Below are 20,316 nucleotides of genomic sequence, written 5' to 3'. Positions count from 1 at the left end.
GCACTACGTACGCTGTACGTAACTAGGATGGTGGCGAGGTGATCGACGACATGACAGGGCGCAGTGCCGTACCCGAAGTGATCTGGGCCCGCCCCGAGCGCGCGGGCCGTGGTCCGCGGGCGGCCCACAGCCGGGCGGACATCGCGGCCGCCGCGGTGCGGATCGCGGACGCGGACGGGCTCGAAGGGGTCTCGATGCGGCATGTGGCCACCGCGCTGGGCTGCGGCACGATGTCGCTGTACAACTACGTCCCGCGCAAGGAGGACCTGTACGAGCTGATGGTTGACGCCATCAGTGGTGAGCACGACTCCTGGGAGCCGACGGGCGACTGGCGCGCCGACATGCTCCGGGTCGCCCATCAGACGCGTGCCCTCATGCACCGCCACCCGTGGCTGCCGCGCCTGATGTCCCCGGTCTACGGCTTCAGCCCCAACGCCCTGCGCTACCTGGAGCACTGTCTCGTCTGCCTCGACCCGCTGGACGCGTCGTACGGCACGAAGATGGAGCTGATCGCGATGCTCAACGGCGTGGTGACGACGTACGTCGGCAACGAACTGGCCACCGCCGAGCGCACCCGCTCGCTGCCCTGGTCCGCGGAGCAGGAGCAGGAGATGCGGATCGCCTACCTCGGCAGCCGGATCGCGACCGGCGCGTATCCGCGGATGGCGGCCGCCTTCACGCACGACGCGGGCCCGATCGACCTGGAGGCGGTGTTCGAGCGGGCGCTGGGACGGGTGCTGGACGCGTTCGAACCGAAGGGTTAGAACTACGGTGCTGTCGGACCTACGGGGTCAGATGAGCGCGAACTGCCCTTCTGGGCCCTCTTCGTGATGATCGAGGACGGACGCGGGCCGATGCGCCGCCTCCGGAACCGGCAGCACGCCCGCCTCGCGCAGCTCGGTCCGCGTGATCGGCGAACCGATCGTCAACTCCGCCAGCTGGGGGCGGAGTTCCGCGAGCAGTGTCAGCACCGTGACGAGTTCCAGCAGCTCGGACGTCCAGGCCTGCGGCCAGCCGACCGTCCGGATCGCCTCCAGAGTGCCCGGCTCGGGTGGTTCCGCCGGCTCGGTCCTGGCCGCGAACCACTGCTCCAGGACGCGCACTCCGCCCACCTCGAAGTCCCAGGCCTCCGGCGGCACCGGCGAGATACGGCCCTCGTCGAGGAGGAGGGCCTCCTCCTCGCGGTCGTAGCGCATGTCGACGGGGCGCGACGGGAGCGGGGCGCGGACATAGGGGCGACGGCCCCCGGGGAGCTTGGGGCGCTCGCCGTCGCGGCGCATCAGCCACAGCATCCGGCGCCCCAACCCGACGCCGTGCGCCCACACCTGCGGGTCCGCGGTGAGCGGGACGGCGCATCCGTCACGGCCCGACCGCGCGACCGCGACCGTCCAGGCGAGGACGTCGACGGGGTCGGGGGAGTGGCCGAGGCGGGCGCCGAGGTGCTCCAGCAGGCCCGGCGCCAGATTCGGTTCGAGGCCCCCGGGGCGCCGGTGCAGGGGGCGGACACGGCCGCCGCGACCCGCGCTCAGCGGCAGCACGGACGCGACCAGCAGCACCGGACCCGACGTGTCCGGCACCGCCGTCTGCTCCATCACGAACACCTGCCGCTCGTCGGCCACCCGCCACAACTCGGGGCGCGCCGCGTCGATCAGCCGGTGGTCCGGGATCAGCCACTGCTCGTCGAAGGGGCCGTGCAGGACGCGGACCGGCTCCGGACAGGGCCCCGACTCACGCTCCAGCCGGGCCGTCCCGCTGGACTGCCCCGGCAGCTGTCCGACGGCCGAGCGCGTGGTGCGCGAGCGCGTCGGGCCGAACAACGCCTCGCGGCCTGGCCCCTCGGCCTTCATCAGCGTGTCCCAGCGCGCCTTCAGGGCCGCCGCGTCGGGCGCCGTCGGCCACCCCCGGCCCAGCCTCGGCGGTGCGACGGACCACGGCATGAGGTCCGCGAGCAGCGGAGCGTCGTCGTGCGTCACGCCCGGCATCGTACGACGCGGGCGCGGCGCGCCGGTCTCGTACGCCATCGTCAGTGGGCGTCGAGGGTGACCGTGAAGGAGAAGCGGTCACCGCGGTAGTGGATGCGGGCCACGTCCAGGGCACGGCCGTCCTCGCCGTGCACGATGCCCGTGTAGTGCAGGATCGGGCTGAGCAGCGGCACCTGGAGCAGCCGGGCCGTCTCCGGATCCGCGAGCCGCGCCTCCACCGTGTCGGTGATCCGGCTGATGCGCACGCCCACCACGTCCCGCAGCACCTTGGTCATGGGCCAGCGCACCAGGTCCTGCGGGTCGATCCGCGCGGCCAGTTCGGGACGGACGTAGTTGCGCGCGTGGTTCGTCGGCTCACCGGTCTTCTCGTCGCCGCGCAGCCGGTGGTACGTCCCCACCTCGGCCAGATCCGGGAAGTACTCGGCGAGTTCGGCCGGCACCGGCACGCTCCCGTGGTCCAGCAGCTCGGTCGTCATGCCCGACTGCTGCGCGACGATCGTGTCCACCGAGCCGAGCAACCGCACCGGAGCGCCCCGTTGCGCGCTCGGCTCGATGAACGTGCCCCGCCGCCGATGGCGGGTGATCAGTCCCTCGTCCTCCAGCTCCTTCAGCGCCTGCCGCATGGTGAGCACACTCACCCCGTAGTGGCCGGCCAACCGCTCCTCGGTCGGCAGGCGCAGCGGTTCCTGGGGTGAGCGCCCGAGTATCGAGGCACGCAGGGACTGCGACACCTGGTACCAGAGCGGGAGTTTGCGGTTCAGGACGATCGAGTCCGGGGCGAAGGAGGTCACGAGGGATATCCGTACCGGTCGCCGACGCTCAGTGCAACGGGCCGAAGTGCCGCTGGAGGCCCTGCCACACGTCGTCGTACCCGCGCTGCAGATGCTCCGCGTGCGCCGCCTGCGCGGTGGCGGTCACCGGCCACCGGGTCTCGAACATGAACGCCAGCCCGTCGTCGATCTTCTGCGGCCGCAGCTCGGCGGCGCTGGCCCGGTCGAAGGTCTCCCGGTCCGGCCCGTGCGCCGACATCATGTTGTGCAGCGAACCGCCCCCCGGAACAAAACCCTCCGCCTTCGCGTCGTACGCCCCCTCGATGAGCCCCATGTACTCGCTCATCACGTTCCGGTGGAAGTACGGCGGCCGGAAGGTGTCCTCGCCCACCAGCCAGCGCGGCGCGAACACCACGAAGTCGACCCCGGCGAGGCCCGGGGTGTCGCTCGGCGAGGTCAGCACCGTGAAGATCGACGGATCCGGGTGGTCGTAGCTGATCGTGCCGATCACATTGAAACGGCGCAGGTCGTAGACGTACGGCACATGGTTGCCGTGCCAGGCGACGACATCCAGCGGCGAGTGGTCGTACGTCGCCGTCCAGAGGTTGCCGCAGAACTTGTTGACCACCTCCACCGGGCCCTCGACATCCTCGTACGCGGCGACGGGAGCGAGGAAGTCCCGCGCGTTGGCGAGTCCGTTGGCGCCGATCGGGCCGAGGTCGGGCAGCTGGAAGGGCGCCCCGTAGTTCTCGCACACATAGCCGCGGGCCGTCGGGCCCTGCCCGCCGTCGGACGCGGCGTCCAGCAGCTCCACCCGGAAGCGGACCCCACGGGGAATCAGCGCCACTCCGCCCGGCTCCACGTGCAGCAGCCCGAACTCCGTCCGCAGCAGCAGCCCGCCCCGCTCCGGCACGATCAGCAGCTCCCCGTCGGCGTCACTGAAGACGCGGTCCATCGAGGAGTCGGCGTGATACAGGTGCACGGCCATGCCGGTGCGCTGGGTCGCGTCGCCGTTGCCGCCCAGCGTCCACAGGCCCGCGAGGAAGTCGGTGCCCCGGGCCGGCTCCGGCAGCGGGTTCCAGCGCAGCCGGTTCGGGTCGGGCTCGGTCTCGGTGAAGGGCGCCGAGCGCAGCGTCCCGTTGTCCATGCGCGTGAACGCCGGGTGCGCGGCCGACGGGCGGATCCGGTACAGCCACGAACGCCGGTTGTGCGCCCTCGGCTCCGTGAACGCCGTACCGCTCAGCTGCTCCGCGTACAGCCCGAGAGGGGCGCGCTGGGGCGCGTTGCGGCCGTGCGGCAACGCCCCGGGGAGCGCCTCCGAGCTGTGTTCGTTGCCGAATCCGGTGAGGTAGGTCAGCCCCTCGGCCGTCTTCCTCGCGTCCCCGCTCATGATCGCTCCCTCGCGCCTGATTCCTATGCTTCACCGTAGGATTCAGTTTTTTCGCGCGCAAGAGGTACGCCGAGGTGCGTGGCCGACGAACGCGCGGCGCCGGAACCTCCGTGCGGAGTACACCCCAGGGTTGGCGGTACGCCCCAAGAACCCGACTCCAGGGGGATTCGCCTGTCAGAGCGTTGTTCTAATGTCCCCGACATGTCGTGGAAGCGTGGAGTGCTCGCCGCGCTCGCGGTCTGCGCCCTGCTCGGCGGATCGGCGGGCTGCGGCACCGGCGCCGCACACGGGCGGAGGGACGCGGTGTCGCCCTCACCCGTGGGCAAAGTCCTGGACGATACGGACAAAGAAGGACGTCACTACCGTGAGGTCGACAAGAAGAGCGCACCCGAGGTCGCCATCGAGGTCCAACCGGCCTCCGACGACGGCTGGGACGTCCGCCTGACCGTCCACCGCTTCCGCTTCTCGCCCGCCGCCGCCAAGGCGGAGCCCGTGGCCGGCCGCGGCGTCGCGCTGCTGTCCCTGGACGGCCGGAACCTCGCCACTTTGCGCACCGCCGAGTACCACCTCGCCGGCGAGCTGGTCCCACGCGGCACCCACCACGTCACCGCGCGTCTGTACGCCGACGACCGCACGGCGTGGGCCGTCCACGGCAAGCCCGTCGAGAGCACGGCGGACATCACCGCCTCCGGGGCCGCCGCGTCGACCCAGCCGTCGACACCCACCGCGCCGCCCCCGTCGACCCCCGCGTCGACACCGACGTCGACGCCGAGCGGGAACGGCGTCGCGGGCCGAACCGACACGGGAGGTTCACCGGATCCCGGCGGAAAGGCATCATGAAGCCTGTGCCCCAAGCGACCTCGCTGCGCCGCGCGCCCGTTCAGCGGCGCAGCGCCGAACGACTGACCAGGATCCTCGACGCCTGTGCCGACCTCCTCGACGAGGTCGGCTACGACGCCCTGAGCACCCGGGCCGTGGCCCAGCGCGCGGGCGTCCCCATCGGCTCCGTCTACCGCTTCTTCGGCAACAAGCGCGCCATGGCCGACGCACTCGCCCAGCGCAACCTCGAGCGCTACACCGAACGCGTCACCCAACGCCTCCGGGCGACAGGCGCACAGGGCTGGCGGGCCGCCATGGACGCCGTACTCGACGAGTACCTCGCCATGAAGCGCACCGCCCCCGGCTTCTCCCTCGTCGACTTCGGCAACCAGATACCCGTCGGCACCCGCGACACCGAGCCCAACACCCGCGTCGCCGACCGCCTCACCGACCTCCTCTCCGACTACCTCGACCGCACCCCCGACGAAGACCTCCGGCGCACCTTCCTGGTCGCTGTGGAGACCGCCGACAGCCTGGTCCACCTGGCCTTCCGGATCGCCCCGGAGGGGGACGAGCGGATCATCGGGGAGACGCGGGAGCTGCTGCGCGCGTATCTGGCCAGGCTTCTGGACTGAACCGCCGCGCCGCCGAAAGGCGGGGGCCGGGAGGCCGGCTCGCGATTTCCCGACCTCACCCCCGCAAAGCCCTCCCTTCCATCCCTACCGGTCGGTATGCTCGGTCCGGTCCGTGTGTCACCGCCGCCACCGTCCTCCGGGAGGACCCGTGTCCCGCACCTCCGGCGCCACCCCCGACTCCCGCACCGCCCTGCGCGTCTGCCCCCTCTGCGAGGCCACCTGCGGGCTGACCCTCACCATCGAGGGCACCCGGGTCACCGGTGCCCGCGGCGACCGCGACGACGTCTTCAGCAAAGGGTTCATCTGCCCCAAGGGCGCCTCCTTCGGGGCCGCCGACGGCGACCCCGACCGGCTGCGCACCCCCCTCGTCCGCACGGACGGCGAACTGCGCGAGGCCACCTGGCAAGAGGCCTTCGACGCGATCGCGGAGGGCCTCGGCCCGATCGTCGAGCAGTACGGCCCGCACGCCCTCGGCATCGTCCTCGGCAACCCGAACGTGCACACCATGGCCGGCGCCCTCTACCCGCCCGTCCTGCTCAGCGCGCTGCGCACCCACAGCGTCTTCACCGCCTCCACGCTCGACCAGATGCCCAAACACGTCTCCAGCGGCCTGCTCTACGGCGACGCCAACGCGATCCCGGTCCCGGACCTCGACCACACCGACCACCTCCTCCTCATCGGCGCCAACCCCCTGGAATCCAACGGAAGTCTGTGCACCGCCCCCGACTTCCCCGGCAAGCTCAAGGCACTGCGCGCCCGCGGCGGCACCCTGACGGTCATCGACCCGCGCACCACCCGTACCGCCAAACTCGCCGACCGCCACGTGACCATCCGCCCCGGCACCGACGCCCTGCTGCTCGCCGCGATGACATACGTCCTCTTCGAGGAGAAACTCGTCGACCTGCGCGAGCTCGCCCCGCACGTCCAGGACGTCGAAGAACTCGCCACCGCCGTACGGGACTTCACCCCCGAGGCCGCGAGCGAGGCCTGCGACGTGGACGCCGACACCATCCGCGCGCTCGCCCGTGAACTCGCCGCCGCCCCCACCGCCGCCGTCTACGGCCGCATCGGCAGCTGCACCGTCCCGCACGGCACCCTCGCCAGCTGGCTCGTCGACGTCCTCAACATCCTCACCGGCAACCTCGACCGCCCCGGCGGCGCCCTCTTCCCGCAGGCCGCCACCGACAAGACCCCCCGGCCCGCCGGACCCGGCCGTGGCTTCGCGCTCGGCCGCTGGCACAGCCGGGTGAGCCGCCACCCCGAGGCCAAGGGCGAACTCCCGCTCGCCGCGCTCGCCGAGGAGATCGACACCGCCACACCCGAGGGCAGCCCCGTCCGCGCCCTCATCGCCATCGCCGCCAACCCCGTACTGTCGGCACCCGACGGCGACCGCCTCGACAAGGCCCTCGACTCCCTCGACTTCATGGTCAGCGTCGACCCGTACCTGAACGAGACCGCACGCCACGCCGACGTCGTACTGCCGCCGCCCCCGCCCTCCCAGAGCGCCCACCACGACTTCGCCTTCAACACCCTCGCCGTGCGCAATCAGGTCCGCTACAACCGCCCCGCCGTCCCCCTCGAACCGGGCCGCATGGCCGAGACCGAGATCCTCGCCCGGCTGGTGCTCGCCGCCACCGGCATGCACGGCGCCGACCCGTCCGCCGTGGACGCCATGGTCATCGACTCCACCCTCGGCAAGGCCGTCCAGGACCCGCACGGACCCGTCCACGAACGCGACCCGAAGGAACTCGCCACGCGGCTCACCGGCGAGAGCGGACCCGAACGCCGGCTCGACATGATGCTGCGCCTCGGCCCCTACGGCGAGGGCTTCGGCGCCCGGCCCGACGGCCTGAGCCTGGAGAAACTGCTCGCCCACCCGCACGGCATCGACCTCGGACCGCTGCGCCCCCGTCTGCCGCAGCCACTGAAGACGCGCAGCGGAAAGATCGAGCTGCTGCCGGCGCCGATCGTCGACGATCTTCCCCGGCTGCGCGCCGCCCTGCGCGAGCGTCCGGCCGCGATCGTCCTCGTCGGCCGCCGCCATCTGCGCTCCAACAACAGCTGGATGCACAACGTCCCCGCCCTCACCGGCGGCACCAACCGCTGCACCCTGCACATCCACCCCGAGGACGCGGCACGCCTCGGCCTCGCCGACGGGACGGCCGTGCGCGTCAAGGGCGCCGGGGGAGAAGTGGTCGCCCCGGCCGAGGTCACGGACACCGTACGACGTGGGGTGGTGAGCCTGCCGCACGGCTGGGGACACGACCGCCCCGGCACCCGGATGAGCCATGCGGCCCTCGATCCGGGCGTCAACGTCAACCAGCTCCTCGACGGCTCGCTCCTCGACCCGCTGTCGGGTACGGCGGTGCTCAACGGGGTGCCGGTGGAGCTCGCAGCGTGCCCGTAGCGGGCCTCCGCTCACCGAGACGAGCCTGTGACCTGGAGTTTTGCGCTTATTGCTCGCGTGTCAACATCTTGTTAACGCAATCTTGCGCGACCTAACGTCATCGCACCGCCGTCCCTGGTGGGAGTTCAAGGGCGAACGTTAGGTAATCCAACTCATGCTGACCATCCTCGGCTTCACCATGATCGCGACCTTCCTGGTCCTGATCATGCTGAAGAAGATGTCGCCGATCGCGGCGCTCGTGCTGATCCCGGCACTCTTCTGTGTCTTCGTCGGAAAGGGCGCCAAGCTCGGTGACTACGTCATCGACGGCGTCACCAGCCTCGCCCCCACGGCGGCGATGCTGATGTTCGCGATCGTCTACTTCGGTGTGATGATCGACGTCGGTCTCTTCGACCCGATCGTCCGGGGGATCCTCAAGTTCTGCAAGGCCGACCCGCTGCGGATCGTGGTCGGCACGGCGGTCCTCGCCGCGATCGTCTCCCTCGACGGCGACGGCTCGACCACCTTCATGATCACGGTCTCGGCGATGTACCCGCTGTACAAGCGCCTCAAGATGAGCCTGGTCGTGATGACCGGCGTCGCCGCCATGGCCAACGGCGTCATGAACACGCTCCCCTGGGGCGGCCCCACGGCCCGCGCCGCGACCGCGCTGAAGCTCGACGCCAGCGACATCTTCGTCCCGATGATCCCGGCCCTCGCCGTCGGCCTTCTCGGCGTCCTCGCCCTCTCGTACGTTCTCGGGCGCCGCGAGCGCAAGCGGCTCGGCGTGCTGACGCTGGACGAGGTCCTGGAGCCGGAGACCGAGACGGTGCTCGTCGGCGCGGGTGCGGGCGCCTCCGGCGACGGCGCTGCCGCCGTCGCGAAGAAGGCGGCGCGCACCGGTGGTTCGGGCTCCGGCTCCGGCACCGGTTCCGGCGCTGACGCCGATCTGCCCGAAGCGGACGACGACTTCCAGGGTCTCGACCCCCACCGCGCCACCCTGCGCCCCAAGCTCTACTGGTTCAACGCGCTCCTCACGGTCACGCTGCTCACCGCCATGATCATGGAGTGGCTGCCGATCCCGGTCCTCTTCCTGCTCGGCGCCGCACTCGCGCTCACCGTCAACTTCCCCCACATGCCGGACCAGAAGGCCCGCCTCGGCGCCCACGCCGAGAACGTCCTCAACGTCTCCGGCATGGTCTTCGCCGCCGCCGTCTTCACCGGCGTCCTCCAGGGCACCGGCATGGTCGACCACATGTCCAAGTGGCTGGTCTCCAACATCCCCGACGGGATGGGCCCGCACATGGCCCTCGTCACCGGTGTCCTCAGCATCCCGCTCACCTACTTCATGTCGAACGACGGTTTCTACTTCGGCGTCCTCCCGGTCCTCGCCGAAGCGGGCCAGGCACACGGAGTCTCGTCCCTGGAGATCGCCCGCGCCTCGCTCGTCGGCCAGCCGCTGCACATGTCCAGCCCGCTGGTGCCCGCCGTATACGTCCTCGTCGGCATGGCGAAGGTCGAGTTCGGCGACCACACGAGGTTCGTGGTGAAGTGGGCGGCGCTGACTTCGCTGGTGGTGTTGGGGGCGGGGATTCTGTTCGGCATTATCTGACGGGCGGGTATCGGCTGACAGTTTCTGTCATCTGATATCTGTCATCTGAAATCCGTCATCTGATATCTGTCGGTCGATATCAGCCAGTCGATACCCGTCATCTGCCACCTGTTCTCTGAAATCCGTCATCTGCAATCCGTCATCGGATGGAGGGGTGTCCCCGTGGGGCCCGGTCGGAACCGCGGCTGGCTGCTGCGCCTCGTCATCGCCTTCGGCTTCGCGCAGGGGGCGGTGTCGATGGCCCGGCCCGCCGTCTCCTACCGGGCCCTCGCCCTGGGCGCCGACGAACGCGCCATCGGTGTGATCGCCGGTGTGTACGCCCTGTTGCCCCTCTTCGCCGCCGTACCGCTGGGCCGCCGTACCGACCACGGACGTTGTGCCCCGCTGCTGCCCGCCGGGGTCGTCCTCATCGCGGGCGGTTGCGCGCTCAGCGGTACGGCGGACTCGCTGGGGGCGATGGCTGCCTGGAGCGGGGTGATGGGCCTGGGGCACCTCTGCTTCGTCATCGGAGCCCAGTCGATCGTGGCCCGGCAGTCCGCGCCGCACGAACAGGACCGCAACTTCGGCCACTTCACCATCGGCGCGTCCCTGGGCCAACTGGTCGGGCCGATCGTCGCGGGCCTTCTGATCGGGGGCCCGGACAGGGCGGGCAGCAGCGCGCAGGCCCTGCTCGTGGCGGGTGCGCTCGCCGCGGTGTCGTTCACCTCGCTCTGGCGCATCGAGCACCGTACGCCCGCCGAGTCCCGTACGGCTCAGGGCGACCGTGTGCCCGTGCACCGCATTCTGCGCGCCCGGGGCGTACCCGCCGGAATCCTCGTCAGCCTCTCCGTGCTGTCCGCGACGGACATCCTGACCGCGTATCTGCCCGTGGTCGGCGAGCACCGGGGCATCGCGCCGTCCGTGATCGGTCTGCTGCTCAGTCTGCGCGCGGCGGCGACCATCGCCTGCCGACTGGTCATGACGCCCATGCTGCGACTGCTGGGCCGGGCGGCGCTGCTCACCGCGACCTGTCTGGTGGCCGGTGTGCTGTGCGCGGGTCTGGCGCTGCCCCTGCCGGTGTGGGCGCTGGCCGCGATGCTGCTGATCCTCGGCTTCTGTCTGGGCGTCGGCCAGCCGCTGTCCATGACGACGGTCGTGCAGGCCGCCCCGGACGAGGCCCGCTCCACGGCCCTGGCCCTGCGGCTGACCGGCAACCGTCTGGGGCAGGTGGCCGCCCCGGCCGCGGCGGGGCTGGTCGCCGGGGTCGCCGGTGTGGCCGCGCCGTTCGTGATGCTGGGCGCGCTGCTGGTGCTGTCCTCGGGCGTCGCGCTGCGCTCGCCGAGGAAGGCGCCCGCGGGCCGTGCGGAGCCCGTACGGCCCGGAGTGCCGCTCCGGCGCAAGAGCGACATATGACCTCCGCGACCGGCCCGACGAGGGTGCGGCGAAGTGTCTGTCGGACCGGTAGGCGATCGTCCGTTTCCGCCGCGCCCGAACAGGGACGGGAAGCGACACGCCGGATCCCGCCGGGTGTCTTCCCCCGGGTGGTCGCGGTCCGTTAACTTCCGTGACTCATACGTCCCTTGCGGCCCGCTCGGGGCGTCTCGACCGCGGAGCGACAGCGCCCTTTGAGCCCCCGGGGGCACCCTTCATGACACGCGCCATCTCCCTGCACCAGGTCAGCAAGTCGTATACGCGCGGGGTCCGCGTGGTGGAGCGGCTGTCGCTGGACATCCGGCCGGGCGAGTTCCTCGTCCTGCTCGGTCCCTCCGGCTGCGGCAAGTCGACCGTGCTCAGGATGATCGCCGGCCTGGAGAACGCCACCGAGGGCGAGGTACGTCTCGACGGTGAGGACGCGGGCGATCTGCCGCCGTCCGAGCGGGACATGGCGATGGTCTTCCAGAACTTCGCCCTCTACCCGAGCATGACGGGCCGCGACAACATCGGTTTCCCGTTGCGCATCGAGGCCCCCGGCGAGGACCCGCGTCCGCGTGTCGACGCCACCGCCCGGATGCTCGGCATCGAGGACCTCCTCGACCGTTTCCCCCACCAGCTGTCGGGCGGCGAGCGCCAGCGCGTGGCGATGGGCCGAGCGATCGCCCGCCACCCTTCCGCCTTCCTGATGGACGAGCCGCTCTCCAACCTCGACGCCAAACTCCGCAACCACCTGCGCGCCGAGATCGCCTCGCTCACCAGGGAGTTGGGCGTCACCACGGTGTACGTCACCCACGACCAGGCCGAGGCGCTGTCGCTCGGCGACCGGGTCGCCATCCTGCGTGGCGGCGTCCTCCAGCAAGTGGGCACGCCCCGCACGGTCTACGCGCTGCCGGCGAACGTCTTCGTCGCCGCCTTCATCGGCACCCCGCGCATCAATCTGCTGCGCGGCCTGGTCCGGGCCCCGCTCGACGGGGCGATGACGATCAGTCTCGGCAAGCAGTATCTGCCGCTGCGCGAGCCCTGGTCGGTGGACCAGCGGTTGCTGCGGGTGCAGCAGGGCCGCGAGGTCATCGTCGGGCTGCGTTCCGAGGCCGTCCGCCTGGCCAATCCGTCGGAGGCCCGGCCCGGCGAGGTGGCGATCAGCGGTCTCGTCGAGCATGTGGAGTTCCAGGGGCACGAGGTGCTCGTCCACTTCAACACCGGCTCGCGGCCCGCGTTCGTCCCGGATCTGGAGGCGCCGCGCCCGGTCCGCCCGGTCGGGCGCCGCCGTCGCGAGGGCTCGCTCCTCGACCGTCTCCGGGACCGCAGGGCCGGTCTGCGGGCCGGCCCGGTGGTCGACCTCGACGAGCCCGCCGGCCCGGGTCCCGCGCGCGACGGCGAGATACCCCCGGAGGGCCGGCTCCCCGGCGACCTGGTGGTCCGCACCACCCCCGACTTCGATCTCCGTCACGGCATGCAGGTGCCTCTCCTCGTCGACCTCGCCCATCTGTTCGTCTTCGACCAGCACGGCGAACGCATCAGCCCCGCTCCGGCGCGGCTGCCGGACCTGGACGAGTGAGGTGAGCAGGGTGAGTCGCGGGAAGACGTCTGGCGCCTGAAAACTAACACCGCTAGTTTGTGGTTCGGACGACGCCGCGAGGCGGACGGCACGCCCCCGCCCGGGAGGAACACGATGAAGGCACATGACGGCATGTACATCGACGGCGCTTGGCGCCCCGCCGCCGGGACGGACACGATCGAGGTCGTGAACCCGGCGGACGAACAGGTTCTCGGCCGGGTTCCGGCGGGCACGGCCGAGGACGTCGACACCGCCGTACGGGCCGCCCGCGCCGCCTTCCCCGCCTGGGCCGCGACCCCGCCCGCCGAGCGAGCCGCGCGGCTCGGCGCCCTGCGTGACGTCCTCACCGCACGCAAGGACGAGATCGCCGAGACGGTCACGGCGGAGCTCGGCTCCCCGCTGTCCTTCTCGCAGGCGGTCCACGCGACCGTACCGATCCTGGTCGCGGGCTCGTACGCCGAACTGGCGGCCACGTACGCCTTCGAGGAGAAGGTCGGCAATTCGACCGTCTACCAGGAACCGATCGGTGTCGTCGGCGCGATCACGCCCTGGAACTACCCGCTGCACCAGATCGTCGCCAAGGTGGCCCCCGCGCTCGCGGCGGGCTGCACGGTCGTCCTGAAGCCCGCCGAGGACACCCCGCTCACCGCCCAGCTCTTCGCGGAGGCGGTCGCGGAGGCGGGCGTCCCGGCGGGCGTCTTCAACCTCGTCACCGGCCTCGGCCCGGTCGCGGGCCAGGCCCTCGCCGAACACCCGGACGTGGACCTGGTCTCCTTCACGGGCTCCACGGCGGTGGGACGGCGGATCGGAGCGACCGCCGGTGCGGCCGTCAAGCGGGTCGCCCTCGAACTCGGCGGCAAGTCCGCCAACGTCATCCTGCCGAGCGCCGACCTCGCCAAGGCCGTCAACGTCGGCGTCGCCAACGTGATGTCCAACTCCGGCCAGACGTGCAGCGCCTGGACCCGCATGCTCGTGCACGCCGCCCAGTACGAGCAGGCGGTCGAACTCGCCGCGACCGCCGCGGCGAAGTACGGGGACCGCATCGGCCCGGTCGTCAACGCCAAGCAGCAGGCGCGGGTGCGCGGTTACATCGACAAGGGCGTCGCCGAGGGCGCCCGGCTCGTCGCGGGCGGCCCCGAATCCCCGCGCGAGCAGGGGTATTTCGTCCAGCCGACCGTCTTCGCGGACGTCACCCCGGAGATGACGATCGCGCAGGAGGAGATCTTCGGCCCGGTGCTGTCGGTGATCCCGTACGAGGACGAGGAGGACGCCGTCCGGATCGCCAACGGCACGGTGTACGGGCTCGCGGGCGCGGTGTGGGCGGGTGACGAGGCCGAGGCGGTCGCCTTCGCGCGACGGCTCGACACCGGGCAGGTCGACATCAACGGTGGCCGGTTCAACCCCAGTGCCCCGTTCGGCGGTTACAAGCAGTCGGGGGTCGGACGGGAACTGGGCGCGCACGGCCTGTCCGAGTACCTCCAGACGAAGTCCCTCCAGTTCTAGCCCGTTCCACTCCACTCCGTTCCACACCACTCCACACCACTCCATTCCCGTCAGTTCCAGAGTTCTGGGCCGAGGAGCTTTTACGTGGTTCGCGCTGCCGTACTTCCCGCCGTGGGCGCTCCCCTGGAGATCGCCGAGATCGACCTCCCGGCGCCCGGCCCCGGCCAGGTCCGCGTCCGGCTGGCCGCCGCCGGGGTCTGCCACTCCGACCTCTCGCTGTCCGACGGCACCATGCGGGTGCCCGTCCCCGCCGTCCTCGGCCACGAGGGTGCCGGGACCGTCGTCTCCGTCGGGGAGGGCGTGACGGGTGTCGCGCCCGGCGACGGAGTCGTCCTCAACTGGGCGCCCTCCTGCGGAAGGTGCCACGCCTGCTCGCTGGGGGAGGTGTGGCTGTGCGCCGACGCGCTGACCGGCGCGGGAGACGTGTACGCGCGGCGCGCCTCCGACGGGAGCGACCTCCATCCCGGCCTGAACGTCGCCGCGTTCGCCGAGGAGACCGTCGTGGCCGCCGGCTGCGTCCTCCCCGTCCCGGACGGCGTCCCCCTCACCGACGCCGCCCTCCTCGGCTGCGCCGTCCTCACCGGGTACGGCGCCGTCCACCACTCGGCGCGGGTCCGTGCCGGTGAGACCGTCGCCGTGTTCGGGGTGGGCGGGGTCGGGCTCGCGGCGCTCCAGGCGGCGCGGATCGCGGGCGCGTCGCAGGTCATCGCGGTGGACATCTCTCCGGAGAAGGAGTCACTGGCACGCGAGGCCGGTGCCACGCACTACGTCGTCGCCTCCGACACCACCGCCCGCGAGATCCGCTCCCTCACCGGCAAGCAGGGTGTCGACGTCGCCGTCGAGTGTGTGGGTCGTGCCGTGACCATTCGCGCGGCCTGGGACTCCACGCGCCGCGGTGGGCGTACGACGGTCGTCGGCATCGGTGGCAAGGACCAGCAGGTCACCTTCAACGCGTTGGAGATCTTCCACTGGGGCCGTACGCTGTCCGGCTGCGTGTACGGCAACTCCGACCCCGCGCGGGATCTGCCGGTGCTGGCGGAGCATGTGCGGGCGGGGCGGCTCGATCTGGGGATGCTGGTGACCGAGCGGATCGGGCTGGACGGGATCGCGGGGGCGTTCGAGAACATGGTGGCGGGGAAGGGCGGACGAGCGCTGGTGGTGTTCTAGGGCCGGGTGGCTTGGTTGTCCGCGGGTGTGTGGGGGCCGGTCGCGGGGTTCCCCGTGTCGCTGAAAGCCTTGGACCGGGGACGGGAGCGGGACACCGCGACCCCGGCCAGGCACAGAGCGCCGCCCGCGAGCGTGAGCAGCGCCGGTACCTCGTCGAGGAACAGCCAGGACATCGCGACGACGAGCGCGGGCACCGCGTAGGTCGTCGCGCCCATCCGGCTCGCGGTGGTGCGGGCCAGCGCGTACGCCCAGGTCGTGAACGCCAGCGCGGTCGGGAAGACGCCCAGGTAGAGCACGTTGAGGGTGGCGGTGGCGGGCGCGTTCGCCACGTCGTGGACGAGTTGCCCCGCGAACGGCAGGCACGCCACCGTCCCGACCAGACATCCGAACGTGGTCACCTGGAGGGCGCTCGCCCGCCCGAGCGCCGGCTTCTGCGCGACGACCCCCGCCGCGTAGCCGACGGCGGCGAGCAGACACAGGACCACTCCCAGCACCGAGGACCCACCCTCGCCGGACATCGACAGCCCCACCGCGACCGCCCCCGCGAACGACACCGCCATGCCTGCGAGCAGCCGCGGTGGCATCGCGTCGCCGAGCAGTCGGGAGCCGAGCAGCGCGATGAGGAGCGGGCCGATGTTCACGACGAGCGCCGCCGTGCCGGCGTCCACCTGCTGCTCACCCCAGTTGAGCACCACCATGTAGAAGCCGAACCAGAGCAGGCCGGATATCGCGATCCCGCGCCGGGCCGCGCGCGGCGGCCACCCCTCGCCGCGTACGAGACAGAGGGCGCCCAGCGTGACGGATCCCGCCAGCAGCCGCCCCAGTGCCAGCGCGCCCGGCGAGTACGCCGCGCCCGCGCTGCGGATCGACACGAAGGCGGAGGCCCACAGCACGACCGTGACGGTCGCGGCGCCCGCGGCGAGCAGGTCCGCGCGACGGGCGGACGCGGGGGAGGTGGCGTTCATCATGGTCCCGAGGCTAGGTGGGGTACGGGGCAGGGCGCTCGCGGCTTTCGGACGCCGCGGTGGGACATGGCCGGTCAGTGGAGTGCCGTCGGTTCGATGCCCAGGAGTTCCGCGAAGGCCCGCTCGCCGTCCGGCGTGACCTTGACCGCGCGCTCCGAGCCGATACGTACGCACCAGTGGGCGTCCAGGGCGTGGCGGCACAGGGCCGCGCCGGCGGTGCCCGCGAGGTGGGGGCGGCGTTCGGTCCAGTCGAGGCAGCCGCGCGTGAGGGGGCGGCGGCCGGTGCGGTTCAGGTCGATGCCTGCCTCGTCGAACCATCGCAGGCCCGCGTCCGTGAGCGCGAACCCGGTGTCCTGACGGAGCAGGCCGCGGTGGGTGAGGGCGTCGGTGAGGGTGATGCCGAGGCGGCCCGCGAGGTGGTCGTAGCACGTGCGGGCGCGGGCCATCGCGGAACCCGTGCCGGCTTCCCGCAGGGTGCGGGGGCGTCGGGTGGTGTCGGGGGCGACCTGGGCGGCGAGGTCCTCGACGAGTTGGGCGACGTGGGGGTCCGCGAGCCGAACGTAGCGGTGTCGGCCCTGGCGGTCCTCGGTGAGTAGGCCGCCTGCGACGAGCTTGCCCAGGTGTTCGCTGGCCGTCGAGGGGGCGACGTGGGCGTGCCTGGCCAGTTCACCCGCGGTCCAGGCGCGGCCGTCGAGCAGGGTGAGCAGGAAGGTGGCGCGGGTCTCGTCCGCGAACATCGCGGCCAGCGCGGCGAGTCCCGGTGCGACCGGATCCGTCGACCTCGTCATGCCGCCCATCATCCGCCCTCGACAGTTCGGCCCCCGCCGAACGGTCTCCGGGCCGCGGGGGTTCTTCGGCCGCGGGTGGGTGGGGGCTTGGCGCGCAGTTCCCCGCGCCCCTGAAGCGGGGGCTTCGTCCCGCATCTCCGCATCCGCCGCCCGACTCGTTCGGCTGCCGGCCGGTGGGGGCTGACCGCGCAGTTCCCCGCGCCCCCAGGACGGGGCTTCGCCCCGCGTCCCCGCCCGCCCGACGCTGTTCGGCTGCCGAGCGGTGGGGGCTGGGCGCGCAGTCTCCCGCGCTCCTCAAGCCTCCAGCCCGTCCGGCGTGCGAGGACGAGGCCCATCGGGCGATGGGGCGCCGGGGCGCAGCCCCGTGCCCCGGGGGCGCGGGGAACTGCGCGCCAAGCCCCCACTCACCCGCAGCCAGCAAACCCGCCCGGCCGCCTCGGCTCCGTCAGCCGACGCCCGTCACCCTTCCGAACTGCTCCGTCAGCCCGTCGAGCAACGCCCCGAGCCCCACCTCGAAGGCCCGCTCGTCCACCTTCTCCTGCTGCTCGGCGAGCAGGTGGGCCTGCCCGAGGTGGGGATAGTCGGCGGGATCGTACGCGCTCTCGTCGTCGACGAAGCCCCCGGCGAAGGACCCGAGGGCGGAGCCCATGATGAAGTAGCGCATCAGGGCGCCGATCGACGTGGCCTGAGCCGCTGGCCAGCCGGCGTCGACCATCGCGCCGAAGACGGCGTCCGCGAGGCGCAGCCCGGCGGGTCGGCGCCCGGGACCGCGGGCGAGGACCGGGACGATGTTCGGGTGGTCGCGCAGCGCCGCCCGGTAGGACACGGCCCAGTCGTGCAGGGCGGTACGCCAGTCCCGCCCGTCCTCGAACATCGCCAGGTCGACCTGCGCGCTCACGGAGTCCGCCACCGCTTCCAGGATCTGGTCCTTGGTACGGAAGTGGTTGTAGAGGGAGGGCCCGCTCACCCCCAGTTCGGCGGCGAGCCGCCGCGTGGAGACGGCGGCCAGACCCTCCGCGTCCACCAGGGCCCGTGCCGTGTCGACGATCCGGTCGGTGCTGAGGAGGGGCTTGCGCGGTCGGGCCATGGCGCACATAGTAGGGCTGCGGAGTTAAACTAGCAGTGCTAATTTAGCTTTTCGAATGTACGGCTTTCAAATGGGGTGACCGTCATGAACCTGGAGCTCAGCGAGGAGCAGACCGCCGTCCGGCAACTCGCCAAGGACTTCGTGGACCGCGAGATCGCCCCGCATGTCGTCGAGTGGGACCGGGCGGAGGAGGTCGACCGCTCGCTCGTGAAGAAGCTCGGCGACGTCGGCTTCCTCGGGCTCACCGTCGACGAGGAGTACGGCGGCAGCGGCGGCGACCACCTCGCGTACTGCCTCGTGACGGAGGAACTGGGCCGCGGTGACTCCTCCGTACGCGGCATCGTCTCCGTCTCGCTCGGTCTGGTGGCCAAGACGATCGCGTACTGGGGGAGCGAGGAGCAGAAGCGGCAGTGGCTGCCGGGGCTGACCTCCGGCGCGTACGTGGGCTGCTTCGGCCTCACCGAACCCGGCACCGGCTCGGACGCGGGCCATCTGACGACGAAGGCCGTACGCGACGGCGACGACTACGTCATCAACGGCACCAAGATGTTCATCACCAACGGGACCTGGGCCGACGTCGTCCTGCTCTTCGCCCGCTCCACCGACGCGCCCGGCCACAAGGGCGTCTCCGCCTTCCTCGTGCCGACCGACACCCCCGGCCTGACCCGTCGCACCATTCACGGCAAGCTCGGCCTGCGCGGCCAGGCCACCGCCGAACTCGTCCTGGAGGACGTACGCGTACCCGCGAGCGCGATGCTCGCGCCCGAGGGCAAGGGGTTCTCCGTGGCCATGTCCGCCCTGGCCAAGGGGCGGATGTCGGTCGCCGCGGGGTGTGTCGGCATCGCCCAGGCGGCCCTGGACGTCGCCGTGCGGTACGCGACCGAGCGGGAGCAGTTCGGGAAGACCATCGCGCACCACCAGCTCGTCCAGGAACTGATCAGCGACATCGCCGTCGACGTGGACGCGGCACGGCTGCTGACCTGGCGGGTCGCCGATCTCGTCGACCGCGGACTGCCCTTCGCGACGGAGTCGTCGAAGGCCAAGCTCTTCGCCTCCGAGGCCGCCGTGCGCGCGGCGAACAACGCACTCCAGGTCTTCGGCGGCTACGGCTACATCGACGAGTACCCGGCGGGCAAGCTGCTGCGCGACGCCCGCGTGATGACCCTCTACGAAGGCACCAGCCAGATACAGAAGCTGGTCATCGGGCGTGCGCTGACGGGGGTTTCCGCCTTCTGAGTACGCCCGCACGCGGCACTGAGTACGAGGGCGGATGCGGCGACGGTCGCGTCCGCCGACCCTTGTCCCCATGAGTGAGACACCCGTCAAGCATCAGAACACGGCTGCCTTCTACGGGCAGGCCGTGGCTTCCTTCTCCGTCGCCATGGTGGCGACCGCCGTCGGTATCTACAAGCTGCACGCCGACGCCTGGGTGCGAGCCTTTCTGGCCATCGCCGTCCTCTATCTCGTGACGTCGTCCTTCACGCTGGCCAAGGTGATCCGGGACCGTCAGGACGCGGGCGCCGAGCGGGCACGCTAAGCGCCCGCTCAGCTTCGGCGGTATGGTGTACCTCCTGTCAGCGAGAGGGGCGAACCAGCGATGAGTACGGCGGAGGAGACGGCCGGCGGCGAGATGCAGCCGTGGGCCGAGGTCACCCCGGACGCGGCCCGGCGGCTGCTCGTCGCCGCCGTGGAGGCCTTCGCCGAGCGCGGATACCACGCGACGACGACCCGGGACATCGCGGGCCGCGCGGGCATGAGCCCCGCAGCGCTCTACATCCACTACAAGACCAAGGAAGAGCTGCTCCACCGCATCAGCCGGATCGGGCACGACAAGGCGCTCGACATCGTGCGCGGCGCGGCGCAGGGCGACGGCAGCGCCGCCGAGCGGCTCACCGACGCCGTGCGGTCCTTCGTGCGGTGGCACGCCGGGCAGCACACCACCGCGCGGGTCGTGCAGTACGAGCTGGAAGCCCTCGGGCCCGAGGCGCGGGCGGAGATCGTCGCGCTGCGACGGCAGACCGACGCGGCCGTGCGCGGCATCATCGCGGACGGCGTGGCGGCGGGCGACTTCGACGTGCCGGACGTGCCGGGCACCACGCTCGCCGTGCTCTCCCTCTGCATCGACGTGGCCCGCTGGTTCAACGTCGACGGGCCCCGTACGCCCGACGAGGTCGGCGCGCTCTACGCCGACCTCGTGCTGCGCATGGTCGGGGCCAAGCAGTAGCGGCCCCCGGCGGGTGG

18 protein-coding genes are annotated in these 20,316 nt (G+C 71.7%); 12 read left to right on the top strand and 6 right to left on the bottom strand.

The annotated features are described in order from the left end of the window. Nucleotides 1-50: 50 nt before the first annotated feature. Complete coding sequence (locus FNV62_RS13970; protein ID WP_144315250.1) at nt 51-764, top strand: TetR/AcrR family transcriptional regulator; 714 nt, start codon at nt 51-53, stop codon at nt 762-764. Nucleotides 765-791: 27 nt separating this feature from the next. Here FNV62_RS13970 and FNV62_RS13965 read toward each other — a convergent pair whose 3' ends face one another. Genes FNV62_RS13965 through hmgA form a run of 3 tightly spaced genes read right to left on the bottom strand, consistent with a single transcriptional unit; the run spans nt 792 to nt 4,142 of the window. Next, nucleotides 792-1,982, bottom strand: a complete 1,191-nt coding sequence (locus FNV62_RS13965; protein WP_144316465.1) for a type ISP restriction/modification enzyme — start codon at nt 1,980-1,982, stop codon at nt 792-794. 41 nt (nt 1,983-2,023) lie between these two features. Next, entirely contained in the window at nt 2,024-2,773 is a 750-nt protein-coding gene (locus FNV62_RS13960) for a GntR family transcriptional regulator (RefSeq protein WP_054231081.1), read from the bottom strand. A gap of 28 nt (nt 2,774-2,801) precedes the next feature. Beyond that, nucleotides 2,802-4,142, bottom strand: a complete 1,341-nt coding sequence (gene hmgA / locus FNV62_RS13955; RefSeq protein WP_143607670.1) for a homogentisate 1,2-dioxygenase — start codon at nt 4,140-4,142, stop codon at nt 2,802-2,804. A gap of 201 nt (nt 4,143-4,343) precedes the next feature. Here hmgA and FNV62_RS13950 point away from each other — a divergent pair, with 201 nt between their 5' ends. From FNV62_RS13950 to FNV62_RS13915, 8 genes are all read left to right on the top strand, one after another. After that, entirely contained in the window at nt 4,344-4,982 is a 639-nt protein-coding gene (locus FNV62_RS13950) for a nuclear transport factor 2 family protein (RefSeq protein WP_144315249.1), read from the top strand. After that, on the top strand, nt 4,979-5,596 hold the full coding sequence (locus FNV62_RS13945) for a TetR/AcrR family transcriptional regulator (RefSeq protein ID WP_144315248.1): 618 nt from the start codon (nt 4,979-4,981) through the stop codon (nt 5,594-5,596). The genes FNV62_RS13950 and FNV62_RS13945 overlap by 4 nt, the downstream gene beginning before the upstream one ends. 148 nt (nt 5,597-5,744) lie before the next feature. Beyond that, nucleotides 5,745-8,003, top strand: coding sequence for a molybdopterin oxidoreductase family protein (locus FNV62_RS13940; protein ID WP_144315247.1), 2,259 nt, complete (start codon nt 5,745-5,747; stop codon nt 8,001-8,003). Nucleotides 8,004-8,157: 154 nt separating this feature from the next. Next, complete coding sequence (locus FNV62_RS13935; protein ID WP_143601196.1) at nt 8,158-9,594, top strand: CitMHS family transporter; 1,437 nt, start codon at nt 8,158-8,160, stop codon at nt 9,592-9,594. A gap of 162 nt (nt 9,595-9,756) precedes the next feature. Then, nucleotides 9,757-10,986: an MFS transporter gene (locus FNV62_RS13930; RefSeq protein WP_143612919.1), complete on the top strand. Its 1,230-nt coding sequence runs from the start codon at nt 9,757-9,759 to the stop codon at nt 10,984-10,986. A 235-nt stretch (nt 10,987-11,221) separates the two neighbouring features. After that, a complete protein-coding gene (locus tag FNV62_RS13925) occupies nt 11,222-12,565 on the top strand; it encodes an ABC transporter ATP-binding protein (RefSeq protein ID WP_143612918.1) in 1,344 nt (447 codons plus the stop codon). Nucleotides 12,566-12,679: 114 nt separating this feature from the next. Beyond that, nucleotides 12,680-14,068, top strand: coding sequence for an aldehyde dehydrogenase family protein (locus FNV62_RS13920; protein ID WP_143601194.1), 1,389 nt, complete (start codon nt 12,680-12,682; stop codon nt 14,066-14,068). Between the two features lie 84 nt (nt 14,069-14,152). Further along, nucleotides 14,153-15,235: a Zn-dependent alcohol dehydrogenase gene (locus FNV62_RS13915; RefSeq protein WP_143607664.1), complete on the top strand. Its 1,083-nt coding sequence runs from the start codon at nt 14,153-14,155 to the stop codon at nt 15,233-15,235. Here the strand turns inward: FNV62_RS13915 and FNV62_RS13910 are convergent. From FNV62_RS13910 to FNV62_RS13900, 3 genes are all read right to left on the bottom strand, one after another. Then, nucleotides 15,232-16,203, bottom strand: a complete 972-nt coding sequence (locus FNV62_RS13910) for a DMT family transporter (RefSeq protein ID WP_143601193.1) — start codon at nt 16,201-16,203, stop codon at nt 15,232-15,234. The two genes, FNV62_RS13915 and FNV62_RS13910, sit on opposite strands and share 4 nt — an antisense overlap. Before the next feature lie 71 nt (nt 16,204-16,274). Next, complete coding sequence (locus FNV62_RS13905; RefSeq protein WP_107308958.1) at nt 16,275-17,000, bottom strand: metalloregulator ArsR/SmtB family transcription factor; 726 nt, start codon at nt 16,998-17,000, stop codon at nt 16,275-16,277. 433 nt (nt 17,001-17,433) lie between these two features. After that, entirely contained in the window at nt 17,434-18,075 is a 642-nt protein-coding gene (locus tag FNV62_RS13900) for a TetR/AcrR family transcriptional regulator (protein ID WP_143601191.1), read from the bottom strand. Nucleotides 18,076-18,159: 84 nt separating this feature from the next. Here FNV62_RS13900 and FNV62_RS13895 point away from each other — a divergent pair, with 84 nt between their 5' ends. The 3 genes from FNV62_RS13895 to FNV62_RS13885 all read left to right on the top strand — a co-directional run bounded on the left by FNV62_RS13895 (nt 18,160) and on the right by FNV62_RS13885 (nt 20,299). Next, nucleotides 18,160-19,311 carry an acyl-CoA dehydrogenase family protein gene (locus tag FNV62_RS13895; protein ID WP_097284024.1) on the top strand — a complete coding sequence of 384 codons (1,152 nt, stop codon included), beginning with the start codon at nt 18,160-18,162 and terminating at the stop codon, nt 19,309-19,311. Nucleotides 19,312-19,381: 70 nt separating this feature from the next. Further along, nucleotides 19,382-19,612 carry a YiaA/YiaB family inner membrane protein gene (locus FNV62_RS13890; protein ID WP_067365118.1) on the top strand — a complete coding sequence of 77 codons (231 nt, stop codon included), beginning with the start codon at nt 19,382-19,384 and terminating at the stop codon, nt 19,610-19,612. 60 nt (nt 19,613-19,672) lie between these two features. Next, nucleotides 19,673-20,299, top strand: a complete 627-nt coding sequence (locus tag FNV62_RS13885; RefSeq protein ID WP_060898788.1) for a TetR/AcrR family transcriptional regulator — start codon at nt 19,673-19,675, stop codon at nt 20,297-20,299. Nucleotides 20,300-20,316: the final 17 nt, after the last annotated feature.

The organism is Streptomyces sp. RLB3-17, from assembly GCF_007113425.2.
GTDB classification, from domain to species: domain Bacteria; phylum Actinomycetota; class Actinomycetes; order Streptomycetales; family Streptomycetaceae; genus Streptomyces; species Streptomyces mirabilis_D.
The sequence above is the reverse complement of the archived record's forward strand: the minus strand, read 5'-3'. Positions and strand labels throughout refer to the sequence as shown.

What these genes read in the sequence shown, in the direction of transcription:
- FNV62_RS13970 (WP_144315250.1), top strand. Translation starts at nt 51, where the DNA reads ATGACAGGGCGCAGTGCCGTACCCGAAGTGATCTGGGCCCGCCCCGAG.
- FNV62_RS13965 (WP_144316465.1), bottom strand. Translation starts at nt 1,982, where the DNA reads ATGCCGGGCGTGACGCACGACGACGCTCCGCTGCTCGCGGACCTCATG.
- hmgA (WP_143607670.1), bottom strand. Translation starts at nt 4,142, where the DNA reads ATGAGCGGGGACGCGAGGAAGACGGCCGAGGGGCTGACCTACCTCACC.
- FNV62_RS13950 (WP_144315249.1), top strand. Translation starts at nt 4,344, where the DNA reads ATGTCGTGGAAGCGTGGAGTGCTCGCCGCGCTCGCGGTCTGCGCCCTG.
- FNV62_RS13945 (WP_144315248.1), top strand. Translation starts at nt 4,979, where the DNA reads ATGAAGCCTGTGCCCCAAGCGACCTCGCTGCGCCGCGCGCCCGTTCAG.
- FNV62_RS13935 (WP_143601196.1), top strand. Translation starts at nt 8,158, where the DNA reads ATGCTGACCATCCTCGGCTTCACCATGATCGCGACCTTCCTGGTCCTG.
- FNV62_RS13925 (WP_143612918.1), top strand. Translation starts at nt 11,222, where the DNA reads ATGACACGCGCCATCTCCCTGCACCAGGTCAGCAAGTCGTATACGCGC.
- FNV62_RS13920 (WP_143601194.1), top strand. Translation starts at nt 12,680, where the DNA reads ATGAAGGCACATGACGGCATGTACATCGACGGCGCTTGGCGCCCCGCC.
- FNV62_RS13910 (WP_143601193.1), bottom strand. Translation starts at nt 16,203, where the DNA reads ATGATGAACGCCACCTCCCCCGCGTCCGCCCGTCGCGCGGACCTGCTC.
- FNV62_RS13905 (WP_107308958.1), bottom strand. Translation starts at nt 17,000, where the DNA reads ATGATGGGCGGCATGACGAGGTCGACGGATCCGGTCGCACCGGGACTC.
- FNV62_RS13900 (WP_143601191.1), bottom strand. Translation starts at nt 18,075, where the DNA reads ATGGCCCGACCGCGCAAGCCCCTCCTCAGCACCGACCGGATCGTCGAC.
- FNV62_RS13895 (WP_097284024.1), top strand. Translation starts at nt 18,160, where the DNA reads ATGAACCTGGAGCTCAGCGAGGAGCAGACCGCCGTCCGGCAACTCGCC.
- FNV62_RS13890 (WP_067365118.1), top strand. Translation starts at nt 19,382, where the DNA reads ATGAGTGAGACACCCGTCAAGCATCAGAACACGGCTGCCTTCTACGGG.
- FNV62_RS13885 (WP_060898788.1), top strand. Translation starts at nt 19,673, where the DNA reads ATGAGTACGGCGGAGGAGACGGCCGGCGGCGAGATGCAGCCGTGGGCC.